At 62.7% G+C, this 24,513-nt stretch carries 21 protein-coding genes; 10 read left to right on the top strand and 11 right to left on the bottom strand.

The genetic code is table 11. The features are described from left to right. Nucleotides 1-2 precede the first annotated feature (2 nt). Nucleotides 3-1,013, top strand: coding sequence for a sensor histidine kinase (locus B7Y49_RS02665; RefSeq protein ID WP_374126018.1), 1,011 nt, complete (start codon nucleotides 3-5; stop codon nucleotides 1,011-1,013). Between the two features lie 9 nt (nucleotides 1,014-1,022). On the opposite strand, the gene B7Y49_RS02660 is transcribed toward B7Y49_RS02665, so the two are convergent. Continuing rightward, nucleotides 1,023-2,810, bottom strand: a complete 1,788-nt coding sequence (locus B7Y49_RS02660; RefSeq protein ID WP_374126017.1) for an ABC-F family ATP-binding cassette domain-containing protein — start codon at nucleotides 2,808-2,810, stop codon at nucleotides 1,023-1,025. Between the two features lie 104 nt (nucleotides 2,811-2,914). On the opposite strand from B7Y49_RS02660, the gene B7Y49_RS02655 reads away from it, so the two are divergent. The 4 genes from B7Y49_RS02655 (at nucleotide 2,915) to B7Y49_RS02640 (ending at nucleotide 5,632) form a co-directional block, all read left to right on the top strand. Next, a complete protein-coding gene (locus tag B7Y49_RS02655; protein WP_374126016.1) occupies nucleotides 2,915-3,211 on the top strand; it encodes a hypothetical protein in 297 nt (98 codons plus the stop codon). A gap of 38 nt (nucleotides 3,212-3,249) precedes the next feature. Then, nucleotides 3,250-3,915: a response regulator transcription factor gene (locus tag B7Y49_RS02650; protein ID WP_374126015.1), complete on the top strand. Its 666-nt coding sequence runs from the start codon at nucleotides 3,250-3,252 to the stop codon at nucleotides 3,913-3,915. A gap of 31 nt (nucleotides 3,916-3,946) precedes the next feature. Next, nucleotides 3,947-5,332: a HAMP domain-containing sensor histidine kinase gene (locus tag B7Y49_RS02645; protein WP_374126014.1), complete on the top strand. Its 1,386-nt coding sequence runs from the start codon at nucleotides 3,947-3,949 to the stop codon at nucleotides 5,330-5,332. Nucleotides 5,333-5,413: 81 nt separating this feature from the next. Further along, nucleotides 5,414-5,632 carry a hypothetical protein gene (locus B7Y49_RS02640; RefSeq protein ID WP_374126013.1) on the top strand — a complete coding sequence of 73 codons (219 nt, stop codon included), beginning with the start codon at nucleotides 5,414-5,416 and terminating at the stop codon, nucleotides 5,630-5,632. A 3-nt stretch (nucleotides 5,633-5,635) separates the two neighbouring features. Here the strand turns inward: B7Y49_RS02640 and B7Y49_RS02635 are convergent, their stop codons facing one another. Beyond that, the gene (locus B7Y49_RS02635) at nucleotides 5,636-6,634 is read right to left on the bottom strand and encodes an LLM class flavin-dependent oxidoreductase (protein WP_374126012.1); all 999 of its coding nucleotides are present in this window, start codon (nucleotides 6,632-6,634) and stop codon (nucleotides 5,636-5,638) included. 42 nt (nucleotides 6,635-6,676) lie between these two features. Next, complete coding sequence (locus tag B7Y49_RS02630) at nucleotides 6,677-8,782, bottom strand: S8 family peptidase (protein WP_374126011.1); 2,106 nt, start codon at nucleotides 8,780-8,782, stop codon at nucleotides 6,677-6,679. Nucleotides 8,783-9,242: 460 nt separating this feature from the next. Here B7Y49_RS02630 and B7Y49_RS02625 point away from each other — a divergent pair, with 460 nt between their 5' ends. Together B7Y49_RS02625 and dapD are read left to right on the top strand one after the other, a co-directional pair. Beyond that, complete coding sequence (locus tag B7Y49_RS02625; protein WP_374126010.1) at nucleotides 9,243-9,908, top strand: pyrimidine 5'-nucleotidase; 666 nt, start codon at nucleotides 9,243-9,245, stop codon at nucleotides 9,906-9,908. Continuing rightward, entirely contained in the window at nucleotides 9,905-10,753 is an 849-nt protein-coding gene (gene dapD, locus B7Y49_RS02620; RefSeq protein ID WP_374126009.1) for a 2,3,4,5-tetrahydropyridine-2,6-dicarboxylate N-succinyltransferase, read from the top strand. Before B7Y49_RS02625 ends, dapD begins: the two co-directional genes overlap by 4 nt. Here the strand turns inward: dapD and B7Y49_RS02615 are convergent. Continuing rightward, nucleotides 10,750-11,001 carry a BrnA antitoxin family protein gene (locus tag B7Y49_RS02615; RefSeq protein ID WP_374126008.1) on the bottom strand — a complete coding sequence of 84 codons (252 nt, stop codon included), beginning with the start codon at nucleotides 10,999-11,001 and terminating at the stop codon, nucleotides 10,750-10,752. The two genes, dapD and B7Y49_RS02615, sit on opposite strands and share 4 nt — an antisense overlap. A 122-nt stretch (nucleotides 11,002-11,123) precedes the next feature. On the opposite strand from B7Y49_RS02615, the gene glpX reads away from it, so the two are divergent. Continuing rightward, complete coding sequence (glpX, locus tag B7Y49_RS02610) at nucleotides 11,124-12,092, top strand: fructose-bisphosphatase class II family protein (RefSeq protein WP_374126007.1); 969 nt, start codon at nucleotides 11,124-11,126, stop codon at nucleotides 12,090-12,092. Between the two features lie 11 nt (nucleotides 12,093-12,103). Here glpX and B7Y49_RS02605 read toward each other — a convergent pair whose 3' ends face one another. Next, nucleotides 12,104-13,192 (bottom strand): sensor histidine kinase, encoded by a 1,089-nt coding sequence (locus tag B7Y49_RS02605; RefSeq protein WP_374126006.1) that lies wholly within the window; start codon nucleotides 13,190-13,192, stop codon nucleotides 12,104-12,106. A gap of 164 nt (nucleotides 13,193-13,356) precedes the next feature. Between B7Y49_RS02605 and B7Y49_RS02600 the strand changes: the two genes are divergently transcribed. After that, entirely contained in the window at nucleotides 13,357-15,222 is a 1,866-nt protein-coding gene (locus B7Y49_RS02600; protein ID WP_374126005.1) for a CocE/NonD family hydrolase, read from the top strand. A gap of 85 nt (nucleotides 15,223-15,307) precedes the next feature. Here the strand turns inward: B7Y49_RS02600 and B7Y49_RS02595 are convergent, their stop codons facing one another. From B7Y49_RS02595 to B7Y49_RS02570, 6 genes are all read right to left on the bottom strand, one after another. Next, nucleotides 15,308-15,607 (bottom strand): GIY-YIG nuclease family protein, encoded by a 300-nt coding sequence (locus tag B7Y49_RS02595; protein ID WP_374126004.1) that lies wholly within the window; start codon nucleotides 15,605-15,607, stop codon nucleotides 15,308-15,310. Between the two features lie 161 nt (nucleotides 15,608-15,768). Then, a complete protein-coding gene (locus tag B7Y49_RS02590) occupies nucleotides 15,769-16,539 on the bottom strand; it encodes an ABC transporter permease (protein WP_374126003.1) in 771 nt (256 codons plus the stop codon). After that, entirely contained in the window at nucleotides 16,536-17,474 is a 939-nt protein-coding gene (locus tag B7Y49_RS02585; protein WP_374126002.1) for an ABC transporter ATP-binding protein, read from the bottom strand. The genes B7Y49_RS02590 and B7Y49_RS02585 overlap by 4 nt, the downstream gene beginning before the upstream one ends. Before the next feature lie 266 nt (nucleotides 17,475-17,740). Beyond that, nucleotides 17,741-18,493 carry a DsbA family protein gene (locus B7Y49_RS02580; RefSeq protein ID WP_374126001.1) on the bottom strand — a complete coding sequence of 251 codons (753 nt, stop codon included), beginning with the start codon at nucleotides 18,491-18,493 and terminating at the stop codon, nucleotides 17,741-17,743. Further along, on the bottom strand, nucleotides 18,490-19,839 hold the full coding sequence (locus B7Y49_RS02575; RefSeq protein ID WP_374126000.1) for a M48 family metalloprotease: 1,350 nt from the start codon (nucleotides 19,837-19,839) through the stop codon (nucleotides 18,490-18,492). Before B7Y49_RS02575 ends, B7Y49_RS02580 begins: the two co-directional genes overlap by 4 nt. Nucleotides 19,840-19,963: 124 nt before the next feature. Next, the gene (locus tag B7Y49_RS02570; protein ID WP_374125999.1) at nucleotides 19,964-22,693 is read right to left on the bottom strand and encodes a ribonuclease E/G; all 2,730 of its coding nucleotides are present in this window, start codon (nucleotides 22,691-22,693) and stop codon (nucleotides 19,964-19,966) included. Between the two features lie 528 nt (nucleotides 22,694-23,221). Here B7Y49_RS02570 and B7Y49_RS02565 point away from each other — a divergent pair. Further along, entirely contained in the window at nucleotides 23,222-24,427 is a 1,206-nt protein-coding gene (locus B7Y49_RS02565; RefSeq protein WP_374125998.1) for an N-acetylmuramoyl-L-alanine amidase, read from the top strand. Nucleotides 24,428-24,513 lie beyond the last annotated feature (86 nt).

Genomic DNA, 24,513 nt, shown 5'->3' with positions numbered 1-24,513 from the left:
CGATGCCGAAACTGGTTGAATTCGATCTGCCGCTGGCCCTTGCCCCGCGCATTCCGATCTGGTTGACCCAGATTGGTATCGGCTTGATCAGTGTTATGCTGTTCGGCGTGATGCGGCTGGTGCTCGATGTGGTGGCACCGGGCGTTGCCCCTTTCGCGATGATCTATCCCGGCATCATGCTGGCCACGTTGGCGGGTCGTTGGCAGGCGGGGGTGGTATGTGCGGCCATGCTCGTTATGGGCGCGTGGTATTACATCATGCCGATGCAGAACTCCTTTGCTTTCATCGACAAGGCAGGTCCGGCGACCATCGCCATCGTTTGTTTTGCTTCTGCCGCGACGATCATCGTTGCTGAAGTATTCCGCCGCGCGGTGCGCAATGCGGCTGCCGAACGCGATCGCCAGGTTGCTGAACGCGATCTGTTCCTCGAAGAATTCGACCACCGGGTGAAGAACAACTTCGCGATCGTGGTCAGCCTGCTCGAGCTCCAGCGCCGCCGTGCCGATCCGACGACCGCGGCCGCGCTTGGCGAGGCGTTGATGCGGGTGGAAAGCATCGGCCGAGCGCATCGGCATTTGTATCGCGGTGGCGATCAGCCCGGTTCGGTGCAGATCAGCGCGTATCTGGCGGAATTATGCGCGGCGCTGGCCGATGTGTTGAAGATGCGCGGTGCGATCACGCTTGATTTCAACAGCGTTGACGCGCTGGTGCCGCGCGATCGGGCAGTCTCGATCGGCCTTGTTGTCAACGAACTCGTGACCAACGCGACCAAGCACGCCTTTCATGATCGCGAGGCGGGGACGATGGCGGTATCGTTCAGTCAGGCGCCGGGCGGCTGGCAGGTCGTGGTCGCTGATGACGGGATCGGGATGCCGACGCGGATCACCAATGAAAAACGCGACGGCGGCCTTGGATCGAAACTGGTGGAAGCCTTTGCCCGCCAAGCCGGCGGTACGATCACCACCCAGAGCGATGCGACAGGGACAAGGGTAACGCTCAGCCTCGCGGCGTAACTCGCCGAATCAGCCGAGCGCCTCAAGCTGTTCCGCCAGCTCCAGCCAGCGCATCTCCGCCGCTTCTTTCTCAGTACGCTCGCGCTCGATCGCCTTGGTCAGCGCTTCGAACCGCGCGAAATCGCGGGTGTAGAGATCGGGATCGGCGAGGAGCGCCTCGTTCCGCGCGATGGTTTTCTCCATCTCCTCGATCCGCTTTGGCAGCTGATCATAATCGCGCTGGTCCTTGTAGGTCAGCTTGGCGCGCGGCGCAGGCGGCGGCGCTGGTGCGGCAGATGATGCCTTGGCCGCCGGCGCGCGCTTGGTGTCGACCCGCTGGCTGCGCTGGCGTTCCCAGTCCTCATAACCGCCTGCCACGACATCGACATGGCCGCTCCCGTCGAGGCCCAGCGTGATCGTGACCGTGCGATCGAGGAAATCGCGGTCATGGCTGACGATCAGCACGGTGCCGTCATAATCGCCGATCACTTCCTGCAGCAGATCGAGCGTTTCGAGATCGAGGTCGTTGGTAGGCTCGTCGAGCACCAGCAGGTTGGAGGGGCGGGCGAATTCGCGTGCCAGCAACAGCCGCGATCGTTCCCCGCCCGACAGCGTGGCGATGCGCGCCTCGGTCATGTTCGGATCGAACAGGAATTCCTTCAGATAGCCCGCGATATGCTTCTTGACGCCCTGCACCTCAATCCATTCGCCGCCATCGCACAGCACATCGCGCACCGTCTTTTCAGGCGACATCAGGCTGCGCTGCTGATCGATGATCACCCCGTCGAGCGTCTTGGCAAGGCGGATATGGCCGATATCGGGGGCGATCTCGCCGGTCAGCAGCTTGAGTAGGGTCGTCTTGCCCGCGCCATTTTTGCCGACAATGCCGATTCGGTCGCCGCGCGTAACGCGCAAAGTGAGATTGTCGATGATCGTGCGATCGCCGAACTTCTTGGTCACGGCCTTGGCGTCGATCACTGTCTTGGTGCGAACATCGTCATTGCCGATCGACAGATTGGCTGACCCTTGCGGCCCCAGCATCGCTGCCCGCGTGGCGCGCATTTCCTTGAGCTTGGCGAGCCGCCCCTGGTTGCGCCGCCGACGCCCGGTCACGCCGCGCAGCAGCCAATGTTCCTCGAGCTTCAGCTTGGCGTCGAGCCGTTCGGCGTTGCGGGCCTCCTCGGCATAGACCTGCTCGGTCCATGCCTCAAACCCGCCAAAGCCCACCTCGGCGCGGCGGATCGAGCCGCGATCGAGCCATAAAGTTTGCTTGGTCAGCCGGGTGAGGAATGTGCGATCATGGCTGATCACGACAAAGGCACCGCGAAACCGCGCCAGCCAGTTTTCGAGCCATTCGATCGCGGCGATGTCGAGATGGTTGGTCGGCTCGTCGAGCAGCAGCACGTCCGGATCTTGCGCGAGGGCACGGACGATCGCGGCACGGCGGCGCTCGCCACCCGATGCGCTGGCGGCTTCGCGGCTCAGGTCGATGCCGAGTTGGTCGGCAATCGCGTCGGCCTCATGCTTTTCCGGCGCATCGTCGCCCGCCATCACGAAATCCTCGAGCGTCGCAAAGCCTGTCACTTGCGGGTCCTGCTCGAGCAGGATGACGCGGGTGCCCGGCACGATCGTCCGCCGGCCTTCATCGGCCTCGATCCGCCCGCCGATCAGCTTGAGCAGCGTCGTCTTGCCCGCGCCATTGCGGCCGATCAGCGCCAGCCGGTCGCGCGTGCCGATGTGAATATCGAGATCGCGGAACAGCCAGCCGGAGCCCTGGACGAGCCCGAGATTTTCATACGCAAGGATTGGTGCAGCCATGGGGTGCCGTTAGGGGTCTTGTTGCGCTGCGGCAAGTTGCTGTTGGCTGACGAGTGCATTCACGGGCTGTTCAACGCGCACGCCCTATGCCAATTCCCATGACGATGAGGTTTCTTCCTTTTCTGGCGTTGGCGCTGGCCGTGATTCCGTCCGCTGAGGCGAGCGCACAGCGGCGTGGCGAACAGCTCGAGGTGCTCGTGCAACTGCGCACGGGCCGCCTGTTGCCGCTGCCCGAAATCGAGCGCCGCGTGCTGCCGACGATGCGGGGCGCGCAGTATATCGGCGTCGACTTCGATTCGAGCACCGGCATTTACACCTTGAAGTTCCTGCGCAATGGCGATGTGATCTGGGTCGATGTCGATGGCCGTTCGGGCCAGATCATCGGCCGGACCGGCAATTGACCCAGATTGCCTGCGCAACTGACCAAGGGGAAGAAATTATGCGCGTGTTGATCGTCGAGGATGAGCCCAGTCTGGGCCAGCAGCTGAAGAACACGCTGGAAGGCGCTGGCTACGCGATCGATCTGGCAACGGACGGTGAGGAAGGCCTCTTTCTTGGCCAGACGGAAAGCTATGACGCCGTCGTGCTCGATCTTGGTCTGCCCGAGATTGACGGGCTGACGGTGCTCGATCGCTGGCGCAAGGAGGGCAAGGTGATGCCCGTGCTGGTGCTCACCGCGCGCGACAGCTGGTCAGACAAGGTCGCCGGGCTCGATGCCGGGGCCGATGATTATGTGGCAAAGCCCTTCCAGTCCGAAGAACTGATCGCCCGGTTGCGCGCGCTTATCCGCCGCGCGTCGGGCAATGCCTCTTCAGAGCTGATTGCAGGCGACATCCGCCTCGACACCCGATCGGGCAAGGTGACGAAGGCCGGTGAGCCGGTGAAGATGACCGCGCAGGAGTATAAGCTGCTCAGCTATCTGATCCATCACAAGGGCAAGGTGGTCAGCCGGACCGAGCTGATCGAGCATATCTATGATCAGGATTTCGATCGCGATTCGAACACGATCGAAGTGTTCGTCACGCGTATCCGCAAAAAGCTCGGCCAGGACGTGATCACTACGATCCGCGGGCTTGGCTATAGCCTGGAAGATCGCGATGCCTGATCGGCGTCGGATCTGATCGGGCGGCGCTGACATGGACCTGTCCGGGACCCCGGCGGCTAGCGACACGACGCCGTTCGTTACGCGAACAACGGGTTCGCTGAGCCGACGGATGATCGTGATTGCGGCGGTGTGGATTTCGCTGTTGCTAACCGGCGGTGGCTTCGCGCTCAATCGGGTGCTCGCCAACGCCGTAACGCGCAGTTTCGACGATCAGCTGGAATATGTGCTGACCGCGCTGATCGCATCAGCCGAATTCGATTCCGAACAGCAGGTCATCTTCAATCGCGAACCGGCGGACCAGCGCTTCCTGGAGGCCTATTCGGGGCTTTATTGGCAGGTAAGCGCCAAGGGGGCGGAGGCTTTTCCGTCGCGTTCGCTCTGGGATCGGCGGTTGCAATATCGCAAAGATCACCAGGATATGGCCATCCATATCTATGACAGCACGCAGTTTCCTGATGAAAAGCTGCGCGTCATTGAGCGCGATGTCCGTTTGCCGGGCTCGCCGGTGCGGTGGCGATTTCAGGTCGCGGGTAGCCGGGTTGCGCTCGACCAGCAGATCAGGGCGTTGCAGCAGACCTTGCTGATCAGCTTTTTGATGCTCGCGCTGGGGCTGATCGTGATGGCGGCGTTGCAGACCTTTTACGGGCTGTGGCCGCTGCGCAAGGTTCGTGAGGAGATTGCGCGAATGCGGAGCGGCCAATCGCGCCAGATCGATCGTGCAATGCCGGTTGAGGTTGCGCCGATGGTCGAAGAACTCAACGGCCTGATCGCGCATAACGAGCGCCAGGCCGAAGAGGCGCGGCGGCACGCGGGCAACCTGGCCCATGCGCTGAAAACGCCGCTGACCGTGATCATGAACGCAGCAACCGCCAATGCTGCTGATCTCGGCCCGACCGTTATCCGCGAAGCAGCAACGATGCGCCGTCAGGTCGATCATCACCTCGCGCGGGCACGGGCGGTAGGGCGGCGTGGCAACGCGCACAGCCGATGTGATGTGTGGCCAAGCCTTGAATCGGTCGAACGTGCCGTGGGGCGGCTGTACAGCCATGTCCGCTTCGACCTTGATGGGCCAAAGGATCTGAAGGTGCATGTCGAGCGCCAGGACCTTGATGAGATGCTCGGCAATCTCATCGAAAATGCTGCAAAATATGGCGGCGGCAGCGTGTTCGTGACCGTAAAGGCGCAGGCCGGTTTCGTCGAATTCCTGGTCGAGGATGACGGGATGGGCATTCCCGAGGCCGATCGCGTCCGCATTTTCGATCGCGGCGCGCGGTTGGACACGGGCAAGCCTGGCACCGGCCTGGGCCTCGCCATTGTGCGTGACGTGGCAGAAATTTATGAAGGTACCGTCTCGCTTGAGGAGAGCGAGGATCTGGGCGGGCTGCTTGTGCGGCTCAGACTGCCTGCGGCAGTCTAAAGCGTATCGCGACCGATATGATTGCTCTACACCGACGTGGTGGAGTCGGACCCCCCCACCACGGGACGGGAGTGACATTTTATGGAAACCAGCATTGACCGGCAGCTGCATCAGCAGCGAGCATTGCAGGAGCGCGTGATGACAGCGCGGGCCGTTTGTACCGAAGCGGCGATCGCACATGACGAACTCAACGTTTTACATATCGCCGCTTGCGCCAAGTGCGCGCACGGTCTGACCGCAGAATGCACCGAGTGCGACATGCAGCCGCTTTGCGACGCGGCAGAAGTTCACCTGGCCTAGATTTCAGGCGGCGTGGCGCACCGCCTGCATCGCCTCAGCCGCGATTGTTAGGCTGCGCTTGCGGGCGGCGTGATCATAGATTGAGCTGGTCAGCATCAGCTCGTCCGCGCCGGTGCGTACGATGAAGCGGGCGATGTCGCGCGCTACCTTGGCGGGGCCACCAACGGCCGAGCATTGCAGCACCTGATCGAGCATCGCCGCGCCCTGCGGCCCCAGGCTCTCCCGATAGCCAGCGACCGGCGGGGGCAGCTGGCGCGGATTGCCGGAGCGCAACGCTACAAACGCCTGTTGCTGCGATGTGGCGAGTAGCTCGGCCTCGTCATCGCTGTCCGCGCCGAACACATTGAACCCGGCCATGAAATGCGGTTTGGTGAGCAGCGCCGATGGCCGGAAATAGTGGCGGTACAACGCCGCTGCCTCATCAAGCGCATCGGGCGCGAAATGCGAGGCGAAGGCATAGGGCAGGCCAAGCGCGGCGGCGAGCTGGGCGCCGTACGTGCTCGATCCGAGAATCCAGATACTGACGCGTGCGCCTGCACCGGGGGTCGCGCGGATGCCGGTTTGCCCGTCATCAGCAAAATAGCTTTGCAGCTCCAACACATCCTGCGGGAAGGCGTTGGCATCGCTTTCCAGCGTGCGGCGCAGCGCGCGCGCGACCTTCATGTCCGATCCCGGCGCACGGCCAAGCCCCAGGTCGATCCGACCGGGGAACAGCGCGTCGAGCGTGCCGAACTGTTCGGCGATCACCAGCGGCGCATGATTGGGCAGCATGATGCCACCCGCGCCGACGCGAATGCGGCGCGTGGCGGCGGCGACATGCGCGATCACGACTGATGTGGCCGCCCCGGCAATCCCGGCCATGCCATGATGTTCGGCAATCCAGTAGCGGCTAAACCCCAGCCCTTCGGCATGGACGGCCAGATCGGCGGCATTGGCGAGCGCCTGTGAAACGCTGCCGCCTTCGACGATGGGGACAAGATCGAGAAGCGAATATGCTGTCATGTCTGCCAAGATGGGGCGGCGGGGGCGTTTACACCAGCCCCGTCAGAATTCCTTCGAGAAGCGAAATGCAATGCCATAATCGTCCGAGAAGGTGGCGACATTGCCGGGGTCGCGCCGCAAATACAGGTTCGTCTGGAACGCCCCGCCCCATAATGGCAGGCCATAGCGGGCCTCCAGATCGATCTCACGACCGGTGGGCGCCAGGTTCAGCCGCTGTGTGGCGAAGCTGCTGACGCTGTTGGTGCCGTAGTCGAAAAATGCCGGCAGCCGCAGATCGATGCCGCCGCCGCGCGTTAAGCGTAGCGGTTGCGACACGCGCAGCCCCATGCTGTCCCCGCCGAACAGGAAATTGCGCTTGCCGATGTCAGCGGCAAAGGCGGTGGTGCCGATGAGCCCTGATCCATCAAGCCCGGCGCGTGCGTGCGCCATCGTCCAGCCTTGCCGCCATGTCCCGCCGATCGACCAGCCTGCACCGAAATCGACACGCGCAGCGGCATCGATGAACCAGCTGTTCGCCTGTGCAGCACCTAGCCCGTCACCGAAGCGCGCGCCGAGCACGGTGTCACGCTCGCGCAAATGCGTGGCGTTGAGCGAGGTGAAGAGGGCACCAAAGCGCCGGTCGAGCGCGACCGACATCCGATCATAGCGCGATTGCTGCATGCGGGTTTGTTGCCCGGCCAATAATTCGAGCCCTGGTGCAAGCACGGCGCCATTTTCCGCCGCCACGGTTAGCCCGAACTTGCCGAGATCGCGGCGTACTGCGACCGATGCGGCGGTGGTGCTGGCAAACCCCTGCGTTTGGGCGGGGTCTGGCGCGATCAGGAAGGCGGGATCGCTGCGTCCGGCGAGTTGCGCGGTCATGGCGGACGCGCTTTGCGAAAAGCCGATCGCGAACCGGGCCTTGCTGCCCAGCTTGCTTGTAATCGTCGCGGCAAGCGTGCGCGCCACATCGGCATCGCCGGGCGCCAGCAGCAGCCGTTCAACCTCGGGCCGCTCGCGCCCCGGCGCAATCGTGACGGCAATCGCTGATGATCCCGCGCTGACGCTGTAGTTGCGCTGATAGCCTGTCAGCGCCCCCGTCAGCATCCGCTGAATCGGGGCAGCCGTCAGCGTCCGGGCGAGGTTGAGCGAATAGGCTCGGCCAAAACTATCCTGAATCGCGGTGCCGAGCGGACCCTGCTTGGCATCGCCCATCGGTGCCGAGGTAGCGCCGTTGCGGACCAGCGAGACGGGCACGCGCGATCCCGCCAGCGATGTCTGGCCGATCGGTGCGAACGCGCTGGTGAGATCGAGTATACCGCGTCCATAAACGGCATCGATCCCTGTTGCCCCGGCATCGCGCGCGCTGCGGTACAGGATGTCGACAATCTGCGTGCCGCTAAGATTGGGGAAAGCCTGTGCCAGCAATGCGACCGCGCCGCTGATCTGCGGGGCGGAGAACGAGGTGCCGCTCCACAGGAAGGGCACATTTTCCTGGTTGGGCGCGCGCACGCGTTCGCCAACGGCCGTCAGGAAGAAATTCGCGCCGGTTCCGGCCTGATTGCTGGAGCTGGAGATGACATCGGACGTGCCGACCGATCCAGCGATGATCACCAGCCCGCGCGCAACCGCTGCGTTGGTAGCGACTGCTGCAAAGGCATCGGGGTTCATCGCGCCATCATTGCCCGCTGAAATCACGATGATGATACCCGCCGCCGTCGCCCGGTCCACCGCTTGCAAAAAGGTGTTGGTCCCGGCCGATCCGCCGAGCGAAATGTTGATCACCTTCGCCCGGTTGGTGACGGCTAGATCGATCGCCGCGGCGATGTTGCGGTCGCTATGCGTGCATCCGCTGGTGGTGGCAGAGCCACTCGGCGTGGTGCCCGCGCAACTGCCCGGCGTATCGGTCCGCAGCACGAGCAGGGTGGAATCAAACGCGATGCCGTGCGTTCCGGCATCGTTGCGTCGGCCTGCGATAGTGAACGCTACTGCGGTGCCGTGTCCCGATTCGTCATCGATGGTGCCGTTGTTCGCCGTGCTGGCCGATGCCGCGCTGATCCGGGTGCCGAATTCCGCGCTCTGAAGATCGATGCCGCTATCGATCACCCCGACGATGATCCCCGCGCCGGTTGCCCCGCGCTGATAGGCGGCAAGCGAATTCGCGGACACATTGCCGACCGTCATCCGATACTCGGCGGTATCGAAGTTGCTTACCGGAGGCGGTGTGGGTGTTGGAGTGGGGGTCGGCGTTGGTGTCGGCGTGGGCGTGGGCGTTGGGGTCGGAGTTGGGGTTGGGGTTGGCGTTGGCGTTGGGGTGGGAGTTGGCGTGGGAGTCGGAGTCGGAATGGGGGCCGGCGCTGGTGGCGTTGGCGCAATTACACCACCGCCGCTACCGGACGAACAGGCACCCGTAGTGACGAATGCAGCCAGCATGGCCGATTGAAGCAGGTGCTTTGACGTCATTCTGCGCATTGCTGGTCCCTGCCTTTTTCCTGTCGTGCCCTGGCTGCTTGGTGTGGCCTGCTTCACACTCGATCCGGTCTCTCATCTTTATCGGCCGGCTGTTTTGGCAATCGATCGGCGACCTCGCCTTGCTCCCCTCCTGATGGGCGCTTAGAGGGTCGAGCCTATGCTCGCGCGTCTTGCCCATATCCGCAACTGGATTTTCGATCTGGATAACACTTTGTATCCGGCAAACATTAACCTTTTTTCTCAAGTCGATCAAAGAATTACCGATTATATCGCCGATCGGTTCGGGCTTGATCCGGTGGCGGCGCGCGCCAAGCAGAAGGATTATTTCCACGCGCGCGGCACCACGCTTGCCGGCCTGATGGACGATCATGGCACCGATCCGCACGATTATCTGGACTATGTCCATGATGTTGAGATGGACGTGCTTGAACACAACGCGCCGCTGGTCGCCGCGATCGCGCGGCTGCCCGGTCGCAAGCTGATTTTCACCAATGGCGATGCGCCCTATGCGCGCAAGGTGCTCGACCGGATCGGCCTGTCCGAAAGCTTCGAGGCGATCCATGATATCCACGCGACAGCCTATGTCCCCAAGCCCGAACCATCGGTTTATGCAGGGCTTTGCGCGGCGTATGACATTGATCCGCACGCCAGCATCTTCTTTGAGGACATGGCCCGCAACCTGAAGCCCGCCAAGGCGATCGGCATGACGACGGTATGGATCGATAACGGATCCGAACAGCACGCCGATCAGGATCGCGACTTTATCGATTTCACGATTTCAGACATCACCGGCTGGTTACACGAGATAATGGAGGACGCATGAGCGAGGAACTGCAGGGCCTGATCGACGGCGCATGGGAAAAGCGCGATCAGATCAACAGCGCGACCAAGGGCGCGGTCCGCGATGCCGTCGATTCCGCGCTCACCCTGCTTGATTCCGGCCAGGCGCGTGTGGCCGAACCCGATGGCGCGGGCGGCTGGCGCGTTAACCAATGGCTGAAAAAAGCTGTCCTGCTGTCGTTCCGACTGAACGATAATGCGCTCATCAAAGCCGACTCGGACTTTGCTGGCAACGGCCCGAGTCTGGGCACCTGGTGGGACAAGGTGCCGCTGAAATTCGATCGCTGGACCGAGGAAGATTTCCGGACCGGCGGCTTCCGCGTGGTACCGGGCAGCGTGGTGCGGCGCGGTGCCTTTATCGGCAAGGGCGCGGTGCTGATGCCAAGCTTCGTCAATATCGGCGCGCATGTGGGGGAGGGGACGATGGTCGATACCTGGGCTACGGTCGGCAGCTGTGCGCAGATCGGCAAGAACGTTCATCTCTCGGGCGGGGCCGGGATTGGCGGCGTGCTCGAACCGCTTCAGGCTGATCCGGTCATCATCGGCGACGGCGCCTTCATCGGCGCACGCGCCGAAGTGGCAGAGGGTGTGCGCGTGGGTGAGGGCGCGGTGCTGTCGATGGGCGTCTATCTCGGCGCATCGACCAAGATCATCGATCGCGCGACGGGCGAAGTCCACCGCGGGGTCGTGCCGCCCTATTCAGTGGTGGTGCCCGGCAGCATCGGCGGTGGGGATGGCAAGCCAGCGCTGTATTGCGCGGTCATCGTGAAGCAGGTCGATGCGCAGACGCGCTCCAAGACGAGCATCAACGAATTGCTGCGGGATTAAAGTCCCGCAGCTTTGCGGAGCGCAGCGTTGATCCGTGTTTGCCAGCCGGGGCCTGAATCGCGAAACCAGTCGATCACATCGGGATCGAGGCGCAGCGACACGGCGCGCTTGGCATGATCGATCGGAGGCCTCCCACGCCGAACAAGGCGGTTACCGTCGCGTGGGTCGGCACCAGCGAACCAGTCGGCGTCGAGCTTCGGCGCGTCGTCAGGATCGGTCCAGCCATTGTCGATATTGGTGTCGTTCATCGCGATCCGCTTTCTGATCGATAATTAACGTAGATACGATATATCGGAATTGCACCCACTATTTCTCGACAACCCATGCCCTTCGTCCTATCCGCGAGCGCAAGCAATAAGAAGGATGCCCAATGCCCAAAGCCAGCAAGGTCCTGGACCGCGTTCTCGTTCTCGAAATGGTGCGCGTTACCGAGGCGGCCGCCGTGGCCGCTGCCAAGCTGGTCGGGCGCGGGGATGAAAAGGCTGCCGATGCTGCTGCGGTTGAGGCGATGCGCGCGGCGCTGAATGAGCTCTACATGGACGGCACCGTCGTGATCGGTGAGGGCGAGCGTGATGAAGCGCCGATGCTCTATATCGGTGAAAAGGTCGGCTCGGCTATCGGCAAGGGCCCCAAGATCGACATCGCGCTCGATCCGCTGGAGGGCACCACGATCACCGCCAAGGCCGGGCCGAATTCGCTCGCGGTGCTGGCAATTGCCGAGGAAGGCTGCCTGCTCAACGCGCCCGATGTTTATATGGATAAGATCGCGGTCGGCCCTGGCTACCCCAAGGATATCATCGATCTCGACAAGACACCGACCGAAAATGTGAAGGCGATCGCCAAGGCCAAGGGCGTCAAGCCGCGCGATATCGTTGCCTGTGTGCTTGATCGCCCCCGCCATGAAAAACTGATCGCCGAACTGCGCAAGATTGGCTGCGGCATCATGCTGATCCCCGATGGCGATGTCGCAGGCGTGATCGCGACGACCAATCCCGATACCCAGATCGATATCTATATCGGCCAGGGTGGCGCGCCGGAAGGGGTGCTGGCGGCGGCGGCTTTGCGCTGCGTGGGCGGGCAGTTCAAGGGTCGACTGGTGTTCCGCAACGATGACGAGCGCGCCCGCGCCGCCAAATGGGGCATCAAGGATCTTGACAAGCAATATGATCTGAAGGAACTCGCCAAGGGCGACTGCATTTTCGCGGCGACCGGGGTTACCGATGGATCGCTGCTCGCCGGCGTGAAGCGCATGAAGGGCAAGATGACCACCGAGAGCGTGGTGATGCGGTCAAGCTCGGGTACCGTGCGCTGGGTGAAGGGTGAGCACCGGATCGATTGAGGGTTCGGCGCTTATGCGCTCGCCTCGCCTCCCGTCGGTGCTGCCGCCGCGCGTTTGAACGAAATCACCACCTTCGTCCCTTGGCCTGGCGCTGAATCGACCTTGATCCTGGCCGATGCATTCTGGCGCAGCGATTGGACGATGATCGCGCTCAGCTTGCCGCGTTCGGGCCATACCATCTGAGCGGGAAGGCCAATGCCGTCATCGGCGATCGTGATATGGCACCCCTCATCGTCGATCAGGCTGTGAAGCTTGATCGTGCCCGCATCGCGCCCGGTGAAGGCGTGTTTTAGCGCGTTGGTCAGCACCTCGTTGACGACGAGCCCGGTCGGCATCGCGACATCGACCGAGACCGGCCAGGTGTCGATCGTCATGTCGAGCCGGATGCCCTCCACCGCATGCGCCTGCATCACTGAGCTGGCAATCTGCGCCAGATAGACGCCCAGATCGATCGTATCATCGGCATTGTCGTTTGACAGCGCATCATACAGCGTCGCAAGCGCGTTGATCCGCCCTGCCAAACGATCGAACCGTTCGCCGGTTTCGTCATCGGGCACGTTGCGCGCTTCCAGCCGGATCAGCGCGGTGATCATCTGGAGGTTGTTCTTCACCCGGTGCTGCAGCTCCCGCAGCGCATTGTCCTTGGCGCGGAGTGCTGCTTTGGCGACCTGTTCGGGATCGGGATCACCCGCCGCGCTGCCCAATGCGACCAGCCGATAGATTGGCGTGCCGCTGTCATCCTCGATCGTGTTCGACCAGACATCGACATGGATCGTGCCGGTCTCGCGATCGATGCGGAATTCGCCGATATAGTCGGCATCGTTTTCGATCGCGTCGCGCAGCAGGCGTTCGTCGTCCGCCGCAGCGGCGATTCCCGGCAGCGTGCGCCAGCTTTTGCCCTCGATCTCCGCCACGTTCTGGCCAGTCAGGCGGGCGAATTCCAGATTGGCATAGGTCACGACTTCGGACGGATGAAGCTCCGACACGGCAATCGCCACGGGCACGTGATCCAGAAACTGCTTGAAGCGATCACTGCCCAGAGCGTTGGCCAGATCGGTCGTCCCCATCAGTTCGTCGATGCGGTCGGCGTCGTCGCTCATCGTTGAAATTTCCTGCCCATGCGCTGCAGGCGTTAGCCGCTTTTCGCTGATGCGCCAACTGGTTGCGAAGGGTGCTTCGGCAAGCCGTTAAACGCGGCGATCGGCGCTTTCCCATCGGCGAGGGCCGGGTTAGGTTCGCGGCACCGTCCTGGGGAGAATAGTCGATGCGCGTCCGCCACCTTGTCCTGCTGCTTGCCGCCGCCGCGATGCCGGTGACGCTTGCCGCTCGCCCTCAAGCCGCATCATCGCCCGCCACGACGCCCGCTGAATCGCCCTTCACCTACGAAAAGCTGATGGTGCCGATGCGGGACGGCGCGAAGATGGAAACCGTGATCATCCGGCCGCGCGACCAGAAGGGGCCGCTGCCTATGCTTTTCCAGCGCACGCCCTATGGCATCCCCGGGGCCGCCCCACGATCAGTGCCGCGCGGTTGGGCGGCGCTGGTGAAGGACGGCTATATCTTCGTCTTCCAGTCAATGCGCGGTCGGTTCGGATCGGACGGCGTTTTCACGCTGTCGACGGCGGTGCACCCGAAAGATCCCAAGGCGGTGGATGAAGCGACCGATGCCTATGACGCTACCGGCTGGCTGGTGAAGAACATCCCAAACAATAACGGTAAGGTCGGCATGGTGGGCATTTCCTACCCCGGTTTCGCCGCCGCAATCGCGCTGGCCAAGCCGCACCCGGCGCTAAAGGCGGTCAGCCCGCAAGCCGCGTGGATTGATTACTGGCAGAATGACGATCTCCATCGCAATGGCGCCTTCCGGCTCAGCTATTTCACGGACTGGGTCTATTCGCTGCAGGCTGACAAGGGCGACGGGGCCGACTTCAAGTATGACACGGTCGATACCTATGACTGGTTCCTGAAACTCGGCCCGGTCGAAAATCTGGAAACCTATTTCAAAGGCCGGGTGCCGCTATTCCAGTCGATGCTCGATCACCCCGATCATGACAGTTTCTACACCGATCAGCGCTGGTCAGATACGCTCGGCAAAACGGTGGTGCCGACCTTGAACGTTGCCGGATATTGGGATCAGGAAGACCCCTGGGGCAGCTGGCGCATCTATGAAAAGCAGGAAGCCAAGGACCCGAAGAACCTGAACCTGATGGTTGCAGGACCATGGAGCCATGGCCAGTGGAGCCGCCCCGGCGCGAACAATCTGGGTAAAATCACTTACGGCGTCGATACCGGCACCACGTTTGTGGAGGAAATCCAGGCCCCGTTCTTCGCGCATTGGCTGCACGGCAAGGGCGCCAAGCCGTCTTACGAAGTGAAGAGCTTCCAGAGCGGGTCCTGGGTGTGGAAGGACTATCCGCGCTGGCCCGCGCCGGGCGCCACCGCGACCAGCCTGTATCTGCGCGCCGATGGATCGCTCTCCTTCGAACCGCCGCCAGCAGGGGAAGCATGCCGCAGCTACACCTCCGATCCCGCCAACCCGGTGCCGTTCCGTCCGCGCCCAATCTCGCCCACCTATCCGCGCCCCGAATGGCAATGGTGGGAGGCGGAGGATCAGCGCTTCGTCGATCACCGGCCTGATGTGCTGAGCTATGAAAGCGCGCCGCTGGAGGCCGATCTGACGGTGACCGGCGCGTATCTGGCCGAGCTGATGGCTTCGACCACCGGCACGGACAGCGATTTCGTGGTGAAGCTGATCGACGTACTGCCGCAGTATTATGAGAAGTTCGACAACGCCAAACCGCTCGGCGCCTATCCGCAGCAGCTGAACGGCTACCAGCTGCCGATCGCGATGGAAGTGCGGCGCGGGCGCTATCTGAAGAGCGATACGACCCCGCAGGCACTGGTGCCCGGACAGGTGACCGCCTGGGACGTGCCGCTGCGGGATCACGATCACGTGTTCAAAAAGGGCCACCGGATCATGGTGCAAATCCAGTCGAGCTGGTTCCCCGTGATTGACCGCAACCCGCAGACTTTTGTTCCGAACATCCTGCGCGCCAAGCCCGCGGATTTCGTGAAGGCCGAGCAGCGGGTGTGCCCCGGATCGAAGCTGGTGCTGCCGGTGGTGAAGTGAGGGGCAGAGTAATCCTCCGATTGCCCCTTCCAACACCCTCGTCACCCCGGGCTTGACCCGGGGTCCCGCTTCTTCTTCTTCTTCCTCAGACCAGCGTATCGTAAAGGTCCAGCCATTCAGGATTGCCGCGTTCGATCAACTCAAACTTCCACTCGCGCCGCCATCGCTTCAAACGCTTTTCATGCTCGATGCAGCTGACGATATCGTCGCCGCGCTCGGCCCAAACGAGGCGATTCAGCCCGTATCGCGCGCAGAAGTCAGAGCCGTTTCCGGATCGGTGCTGATTGATTCGCTTCGCGAGGTCGGAGGACACGCCGATGTACATCGTGCCCCGATAGCGATCGGCCATGATGTAGACCCAGCCGCCCTTGTTTATGCGCTCCATCGGCGTTGGATGAGAAAAGCGGGACCCCGGGTCAAGCCCGGGGTGACGTGCATTATTGGGCTGTTATTGCTCGACTTTGCCCCCTATTCGTCACCCCGGGCTTGACCCGGGGTCCCGCTGCCTTGCGACCTCAGCGAGACGCGGTGCCTTCGCCCCCTCTCTCAACTCTTCAGCCGATAGCCCGTCTTAAAAATCCACGCGATCGCCGTCAGCGTTGCTCCCAAGAACACCGCGATCGCCAGCAAACTCCACTCGATCGCCACATCGCCCTGCCCGAAAAAGGTCCAGCGAAAGCCGCTGATCAGATACACGATCGGATTGAACAGGGTGATCCATTGCCACGCGGGGGGCAGCATCTTGATCGAATAGAAGGTGCCGCCAAGGAAGGTGAGCGGGGTGATCACCAGCAGCGGAACGATCTGTAACTGCTCGAAGCTTTTCGCCCAGATGCCGAGCACGAAGCCGAACAGGCAGAAGGTGATCGCGGTGAGCAGCATGAAGCCGATCATCGCCAGCGGATGCGCGATCGGCAGCGCCACGAAGAGATGCGCGGTCGCCAAAATCACTAGTCCCAGGATCATCGATTTGGTCGCCGCGGCGCCCACATAAGCGATCACGGTTTCCAGCGGCGAGATCGGCGCGGAGAGGAGTTCATAGATCGTACCCGACCATTTGGGCATATAGATGCCGAAGCTCGCATTGCCGATCCCCTCGGTCAGCATTGACAGCATGATGAGCCCTGGCACGATGAACGCGCCGTACGGTACGCCATCCACCGTGGTGATCTTCGATCCGATCGCCGAGCCGAACACGATGAAATAGAGCGAGGTGGTGATGACCGGGGTCAACAGGCTGGTCGCGATCGTGCGGCCAAAGCGGGCGACCTCGAATTGATAGATCGCGGCAATACCGTGCCAGTTCATCCCGTTCATGCTGCCTGCTCCGCCGATTGGTGGACGAGCCCGACAAAGATATCCTCGAGCGAGCTTTGCGCGGTGTTCAAGTCCTTAAAGCCAATCCCCAGATCGCCAAGCGCCCGCAGCAGCGAGGGGATGCCGGTCCGTTCGCTATTCGCCTCGAACACATATTCCAGCTCATAGCCATCGGCCTTCAGCACCGGATTCCACTGCGCCAGTTCCGCAGGCACGGCGGCGAGCGGTTCGGCGAGGTTGATCGTCAGCGTCTTCTTGCCGAGCTTTTGCATCAGCGTCGTCTTGTCTTCGACCAGGATCAGCTTGCCCTTCAGGATCACGCCGACGCGGTCGGCCATTTCCTCGGCCTCTTCCAGATAATGCGTCGTCAGGATGATCGTGGTGCCCCGGTCGCGAAGCCCGCGCACCAGATTCCACATATCGCGGCGCAACTCGACATCGACGCCCGCGGTCGGTTCATCGAGGAACAGGATATCGGGCTCGTGGGACAGCGCTTTGGCGATCAGCACACGGCGTTTCATGCCCCCCGAAAGCTCCATGATCTTGTTGTTACGCTTGTCCCATAACGACAGGTCGCGCAGGATTTGCTCGATGACGGCCGGGTTGGGTGCGCGGCCGAATAGCCCGCGGCTTAGCTTCACCGTGGCGAGCACGGTTTCGAACGCATCGGTCGACAATTCCTGCGGGACGAGCCCAATGCGGTAGCGCGCGGCGCGGTAGTCGCGCTGAATGTCATGCCCGTCGACGCTCACGGTCCCCGCGCTCGGCGTCACAAGCCCGCAAATGATGCTGATGAGTGTCGTCTTGCCCGCACCGTTGGGCCCGAGCAGCGCGAAAATCTCGCCGCGGTTGATCGTCAGATCGACATGGTCAAGCGCGGTCAGGCCCGATGCATAGGTCTTGGTCAGGCCGGAAACGGCCAGGATCGGTGTCATGAATGCCCCTGTATTGGTCTGGGCTGAAATGGGGTGGGTGTAGCGCGAGTGCAATCGCTGGCTTGACCGAACCGACGTCGTCTCCAAAATTGTGCCGTCACCCTGAACTTGTTTCAGGGTCCACCCCGCCGCACGTCCGGTCGCCGGTGGGGCAAGGTGGATGCTGAAACAAGTTCAGCATGACGGATGTTTCGTGCCGAAGGTCGCGTTCAAGCGACGAGCGCAGATTGGTTATGGCTCATGGCCTGCCCATAACTTGAAAAACGTCAGCGCTTCGCCCGCACTTTCGCGATTTGCGCCCGCAGCTCTTCGATCGGCAGCGCGGCGGAGACGACATGATCGCCGATCACCCAGGACGGTGTGCCCGTCATCCCCAATTTCTGGGCGATGCTGGTGTTGCGCTGGATTTCGGCCTCGATACGCATGTCGGCGGCGGCCTTTTGGGCGACGAACGGGTCGATCCCGGCGACTTTGAGCGCCTGATTGATCGATTGGTCGCTGATCGGCCCGCCGGCATATAGCGCTTCGTGAAACTGGTTGAAGCGCCCGCGTTCGGCGGCGACCAGGCTCAGTCTAGCGGCGGTGCGGCTTTCTTCGGACAGGATCGGCAATTCGCGGAACACCACGCGGAGCTGCGGGTCGCTGGCCACGAGTTCGCGGATCACCGGCAGGCTCGATCGGCAGAAACCGCAATTATAATCGAAATACTCGACGATGGTGACATCGCCCTTTGGATTACCCATCCACGCATTGCCATAGGGCGTCAGGATCGCGGCGCGATTGCCGGCGATCACCTTGCCCGATTCGCGGTCGCGCATCAGGCCCATCGCTTCCGGAATGATTTCCGGATGGGCGAGCACATAATCGCGCACCACATGCTCGATGGCGGCGCGCTGCGGTGTCGAGCCGACGCTGCCCGTCAGCTGGGTCACTCCGGCGACGGCGCCCGCACCGATCAGTGCCGATCCTGCTGCCACCGCGATCAGCAGCAGCTTGTTTCCTGCAACCCTGTCGATCATCGCCGCCGTCCGCCTTTGCTATCGTCCAGCGCGTTCTGTGACGCGACCGCGATGTCCTGTGCCCTGATCCAGTCGACGCTGTTTTGCGGCAACGCCCCCATCGCCGCCCGGGCGCTGAAAGCAGCGGTACGTGCATCGCCTGACAGGCTGGCGCGCTCAGCAGTGGCAAGCATCGCGCGTGCCTTGTCGCCGCGCAAATCATAGACGGTGCCGAGCTGATACCAGGCGAACGGGTTTTCATAATCCCGCGACACGGCCTGGCGCAGCACCTTTTCCGCCTCGAGATAATTGGCGGGGTCTTCGGTCGCGATCAGCGCGTGGCCAAAGCTGGTGGCGATCAGCGGTTGAAAATTAGTAGCCTTGGTGGCTTCGCGAAGCGGCGCCAGCGCTTCGAAAGGTTTGCCCGATTCGAGCAGAATCTGGCCCTTCACCTCAAGGAAATAGGGGTCATGCGGTGCCACCGCGATCAGCGCATCGGCTTCGGCGTTGGCTTTCTCAGGGTAGCCAGCCTTGTGATAGGCATAGGCGCGGGCATAATGCGCGTAGATGCTCTGATTTTCGGCCGGATAGGCGTTCAGCGTGCGGGGTGGATCGCCCACAAAGCCGATCAGCTTGGCGCGCACCCGCTGGAACCTGATTTCAAGCGCCGGATCGAACGGCTTGTTCCAGGCGGGCGACTGCACGAGCGTTTCGGTTAGTGTGGCGACGCGCTGGCCGCTGAGCGGATGGCTTTGCGCGAACGGATCGATGTTGGTGTACCCGGCGCGATACTCAAGGCTTTGCAGCTTCTTGAAGAATTGCAGAAAGCCCTTGCCTGATACGCCGGCCGTTTCGAGGAACTTCGCCGCAGTCGCATCGGCTGTGGCTTCCTGCACACGGGTAAAGGCCAAAAACTTGCTTTGCGCCACTTGCTGGCCGGCGGCGATGATGCCCGCGCCGCCCTCGGCCGACCCAGCGGCGATTGCTGCCACGCCCAGCACCATGCTCAGCAGCATGATCCCCAGCGCGGGGCGAACGCCCTCTGCCTGCAGCAGCACATGGCCATCGGCGATATGGCCAAGTTCGTGCGCAATCACGCCCTGCACCTGATTGGCATTGTCGGCAGCGTTGACCAGGCCCGAATGAACATAAACCGTCTGTCCGCCAACCACGAAGGCGTTGATCGACTCGTCGTTGATCAGGATGACCCGAACATCCTTGGGGGATAGCCCCGCCGCCAGAATCAGCGGCTGCGACATGTCGGCAAACATCGCCTCGGTCTCGGCATCACGCAGAATCGATTGCGCACGGGCGGGCTGCGCCAAAACCAGCAAGGATAACGCCAACGCAGCAACAAACTTTTTCATCGCACTGATATCGGCCATTTCCGCCGATTATTCAACGGACCAGAATGACGATCGGCCCGCATGATCGCTTCATTGCGTTCATACGGGCCGATCGGACGATCAATCGGGTGATCGGCTGGTGTGATCAGGCACCAAACGTGCGCTGCCACCAGCCGCGGCGTGCTGGCCCGGTGTCGCTGGTGCTGGCGCTTGCTTCAGCGGGCGCATCTTCCACGGTGGTTGCCGTTTCCACGAGCACCGGTGCGGGTTCAGCCGGTTCCTCGACCGGCACCTCTGCAATAGGTGCGTCCGTGGCGTCGTCATCGGCCTTCGCCTTGGCTTTACCCTTGGCGGCGGCGCGGCGCTTCGGCTTGGCTGGTGCTTCTTCAGCATCGAGCGCGGGCGCTTCAAAGGCTTCAATCACCGTGTCGCTGGCCGACGCCTTGGCACGACGCGCGCGCTTGGGCTTGGCTGGCGCTTCGGCTTCTGCGTCGGGCGCTGGCGTCTCTATGACCAAAACCTCAGCAATTGGCGCTGCCGTGTCAGGTAACACGGGTGCCTTGGCCCGAGGACGGCGACGGGCGCGCTTGGGCGCATCGCTCTCCTCGACGGCAGTGGCTGCGGCGTCGTCCAGCGCTTCGGTATCGATGGCTTCGGCTACCGCATCGCCCGGACTTGCCTCGGTAACCGCTTCGCTACGATCACCCTCTGGCCGGCCTTCACCGCGACGGCCACCACGACGACCCCGACGACCGCGACGACGGCGGGGTTCGCCATTTTCGTCGGTCGCGCGCGGTGCTTCACCGTCGCCCGTGCCTTCTGCTGCGTCACCTTCGCCTGTATCATCGCCTACATCGTCACCGTCCGCGTTGTCGGCGGGGGCTACGCGATCGGCATTCTGATCACCGCGATCACCGCCTTCACCCTCGGGGCGGCCACGACCGCGCCGACCGCGACGGCGGCGGCGCTTGTTGCGGCGCGCTTCGCGCTCGCCCTCGGTTTCGCCCGGTCGCGCCGCATCTTCGCGCGCTTCTTCGTCGCGCTCTTCCTCGGCTTCTTCTTCCTCTTCGATTTCCTCGATCTCGTCGTCTTCTTCGACTTCGGTGATCGCCTGTTCGAAACGCGGGCTATAGGCAGGCGGCGGGCCGCTTGCCTCGACCGACATGCGCGCGCCCTCCTGCTCGCCGTCGGCGGCAACCTCGACCATCACGCCATAGCGTTCCTCGATCTCGGCGAGTTCGGCGCGCTTGCGGTTGAGCAGGTAGAAGGCGGCTTCCTGGCTGGCGCGCAGCAACAGCTGCGATCCACGCCCGCGCGCGGCTTCGTCCTCGATCATGCGCAGCGCGCTGAGACCAGCCGATGATGCGGTGCGGACAAAGCCCGATCCCTCGCAATGCGGGCAGGGGCGGGTCGATGCTTCGAGCACGCCGGTGCGCAGTCGCTGACGGCTCATTTCCATGAGGCCAAAGGACGATATACGACCGATCTGGATGCGGGCGCGATCGTTCTTCAGCGCTTCCTTCATCGCCTTTTCAACCTTGCGGTTGTTCGACGGGTTATCCATGTCGATAAAGTCGATGACGACGAGGCCAGCCATGTCGCGCAGACGGAGCTGACGCGCGATTTCCTGCGCCGCTTCCAGATTGGTCGCGGTCGCGGTCTGTTCGATATTATGCTCGCGCGTTGATCGGCCGGAGTTGATGTCGATGGACACCAGCGCCTCGGTCGGGTTGATGACCAGATAGCCGCCCGATTTCAGCTGGACGACCGGGTGGTACATCGCCCCCAGTTGATCCTCGACATGGCTGCGCTGGAACAGCGGCACCGGATCGGAATAATGCTTCACCCGCCGGGCATGGCTGGGCATCAGCAGCTTCATGAATTCCTTGGCCTGACGATAGCCCTCGTCACCCTCGACGATCACCTCGTCGATTTCCTTATTATAGATATCGCGGATCGCGCGCTTGATCAGGTCGCTGTCGCCGTAAACGAGTGCGGGCGCCGCCGATTTGAGCGTGGTTTCGCGAATGCCGTCCCACAGCCGCGCCAGATAATCGAAATCGCGCTTGATCTCGACCTTGGTCCGCTGAAGGCCGGCGGTGCGGACGATGCAGCCCATCGACGGCGGCAGCTTCATATCCGCCATGATCGATTTCAGCCGCTTGCGATCGCCCGCGTTCGAAATCTTGCGGCTGATGCCGCCGCCATGCGACGTATTGGGCATCAGCACGCAGTAACGGCCGGCGAGCGACAAATAGGTGGTAAGCGCCGCACCCTTGTTGCCGCGCTCTTCCTTCACGACCTGCACCAGCAGCACCTGGCGGCGGCGGATAACGTCCTGGATCTTGTAGCGGCGGCGCAGGTTCATGCGGCGCTGGCGCAGTGCCTCTACCGCATCGTCGCTGCCCCCGCGGCCGCGCGGGCGCGGCGGTGAATCGGCATCGCCGCTTTCGCCGTCGTCATCGTCATGTGCATCATCCCGGTCGCTATCGCGTTCGGCGTCATGATCGGAATCGTCATCGCCATCATCGTCGCGTGCATCGTCCTCGGCATCGGCCTGAGCGCGAAGCGCCGCTTCCTCAGCGGCATGCTCGGCTTCCTCGCGGAGCAGCGCGTCGCGATCCTCCTTGGGGATCTGGTAATAATCGGGGTGGATTTCGCTGAAGGCCAGGAAGCCGTGGCGGTTGCCACCATAATCGATGAAGGCCGCCTGAAGCGACGGTTCAACCCTGGTTACCTTGGCAAGATAGATATTGCCCTTGAGCTGCTTGCGCTCAGCGGATTCGAAATCAAACTCTTCAATCCGGGTTCCCTTGACGACGGCAACCCGGGTTTCTTCCCGGTGCCGAGCGTCGATCAGCATACGCATGGTCATTGATATATCTCCGCGCACGCGTGCCGGGGCCGTTCAGGCCGGGCCGCATGCGATTAAGTGGCGTCGACGGAGGCGCGGCATCGCTGCCCGCTCCGGTCGATCGTGTTGCGATAGAAATTGCCTCTGCCCGCAGTGCACGCCGGGACCCTTGGTCCGCGACACCCCACGCGCCCACATAGCCGCCGGTGTTGACCGGGCGGTTTGCGGGGCAAGGGAAATGCATCATTCGAGCGTCAACCTGAAGAACCGCGCTCGGGCCGGACGGCATCGCGCGGTCGATTACCCGGTCGTGCGCGGCTTGCGCACAATCGCGGATGTTGACGGCCTAGCATCACCTTTGGCGGACAGCAACCGGCAGTGATTTGCCGCCCACCGGCAAAAAAATGCCGAACGGCAAGTTAACCGCGTCGTTTCACCGCGATTTGAGACGCGGCCCCCTAGGCAAGCCTCATCACTTGTCCCAGCGGGAGCGATCCCTTCATGCCTTTTTACTGGACCGGCGGGCCCTCCGCACGGCATTGTCGCCGCGTGTCTTTCCTCCTTGCCCTGTTTGCCTTTTGGCTGGGCGGCGCGCCCGCTTGGGCTGCGACCGTTGAGCGGATCGACGTGCGCCCTGACCGGATCGTCATTCGTTTCGACGGGGTGGTGGCGCAAGCGTCCACCTTTGCACTCGATGGGCCGCAGCGGATCGCGCTTGATGTCGACGGTGCTCGGCCCGGCGGGCGCGTCGATTCCGATGGCCTGGTCGACGGTATCCGACAGGCCGCCCGGGGTGATGGTGGCGCGCGGATCGTGTTCGATCTTGCCGCACCGGCAATCGTCACCGAAGGGAAATTCGGACGGAACGGGCATGAACTGACGTTGATGCTGCGCACGGTCGATGATGCCCGCTTTGCGCGTGCCGCTGCCGAAGGGCGGATGCGGTTCCTACCGCCGTTCAACTATGGATCGGGGGTGACGCCGGCGGTGTACCGCGTGTCGACGCCTGTCCCGCTCGCCAGCCGCAAGCTCGCCTTGCCGCGGGTGTACGGCGATGACGATACCCGCCCGCTGGTGGTGATCGATGCCGGGCATGGCGGGGTCGATCCCGGCGCGATTTCGCCTGACAGTGGCCTGCGCGAAAAGGACGTGACGCTGAAGATCGCCCGCTCGATCCGCGACGAACTGGTCGCATCGGGTCGAGTACGCGTGGCGTTGACGCGCGAGGATGACAAATATCTGATCCTGCAGGAACGCTATGGCATCGCGCGCAAGCTGAAGGCCGATCTGTTCATTTCGATTCACTGCGACAGTGTTGGCGGCGGATCGGCGAGCGGCGCGACCGTTTATACCCTCTCCGAAGTCGCCTCCGACAAGGAATCTGCCCGGCTTGCCGCGCGCGAGAACAAGGCGGACATCATTCAGGGCGTTAATCTCGCGTCGACCCCGGTTGATATATCGTCGATCCTGATTGATCTGACGCAGCGCGAGACGATGAACGCATCGGCCAATTTCGCGCGGGTGCTGGGGCGTGAGGCAAAACCACTGATGCCGATCAAGCCCAATTTCCACCGCATGGCGTCGCTGGTTGTCTTGAAGGCGCCCGACATGCCGTCGATCCTGTTCGAAACAGGCTACATCTCGAACCCCGTCGATGCCGCGTTCATCGATTCGCGCGACGGGCGGGCAGCGATTGCACAGAGCGTGCGCCGCGCGGTCGACATCCATTTCGCCCGGCGGATGGCGTCGCGGTGATCGTTTAGAATTTAGTTCCCATCGCCACTTTCACCCCGTCATTCCCGCGCAAGCGGGAACCTATGGATCGGGCCGCATATCGTGGT

Origin of the sequence: Sphingomonas sp. 28-62-11, assembly GCF_002278865.1 — a bacterium.
GTDB lineage: Bacteria > Pseudomonadota > Alphaproteobacteria > Sphingomonadales > Sphingomonadaceae > Sphingomonas.
The sequence above is the reverse complement of the archived record's forward strand: the minus strand, read 5'-3'. Positions and strand labels throughout refer to the sequence as shown.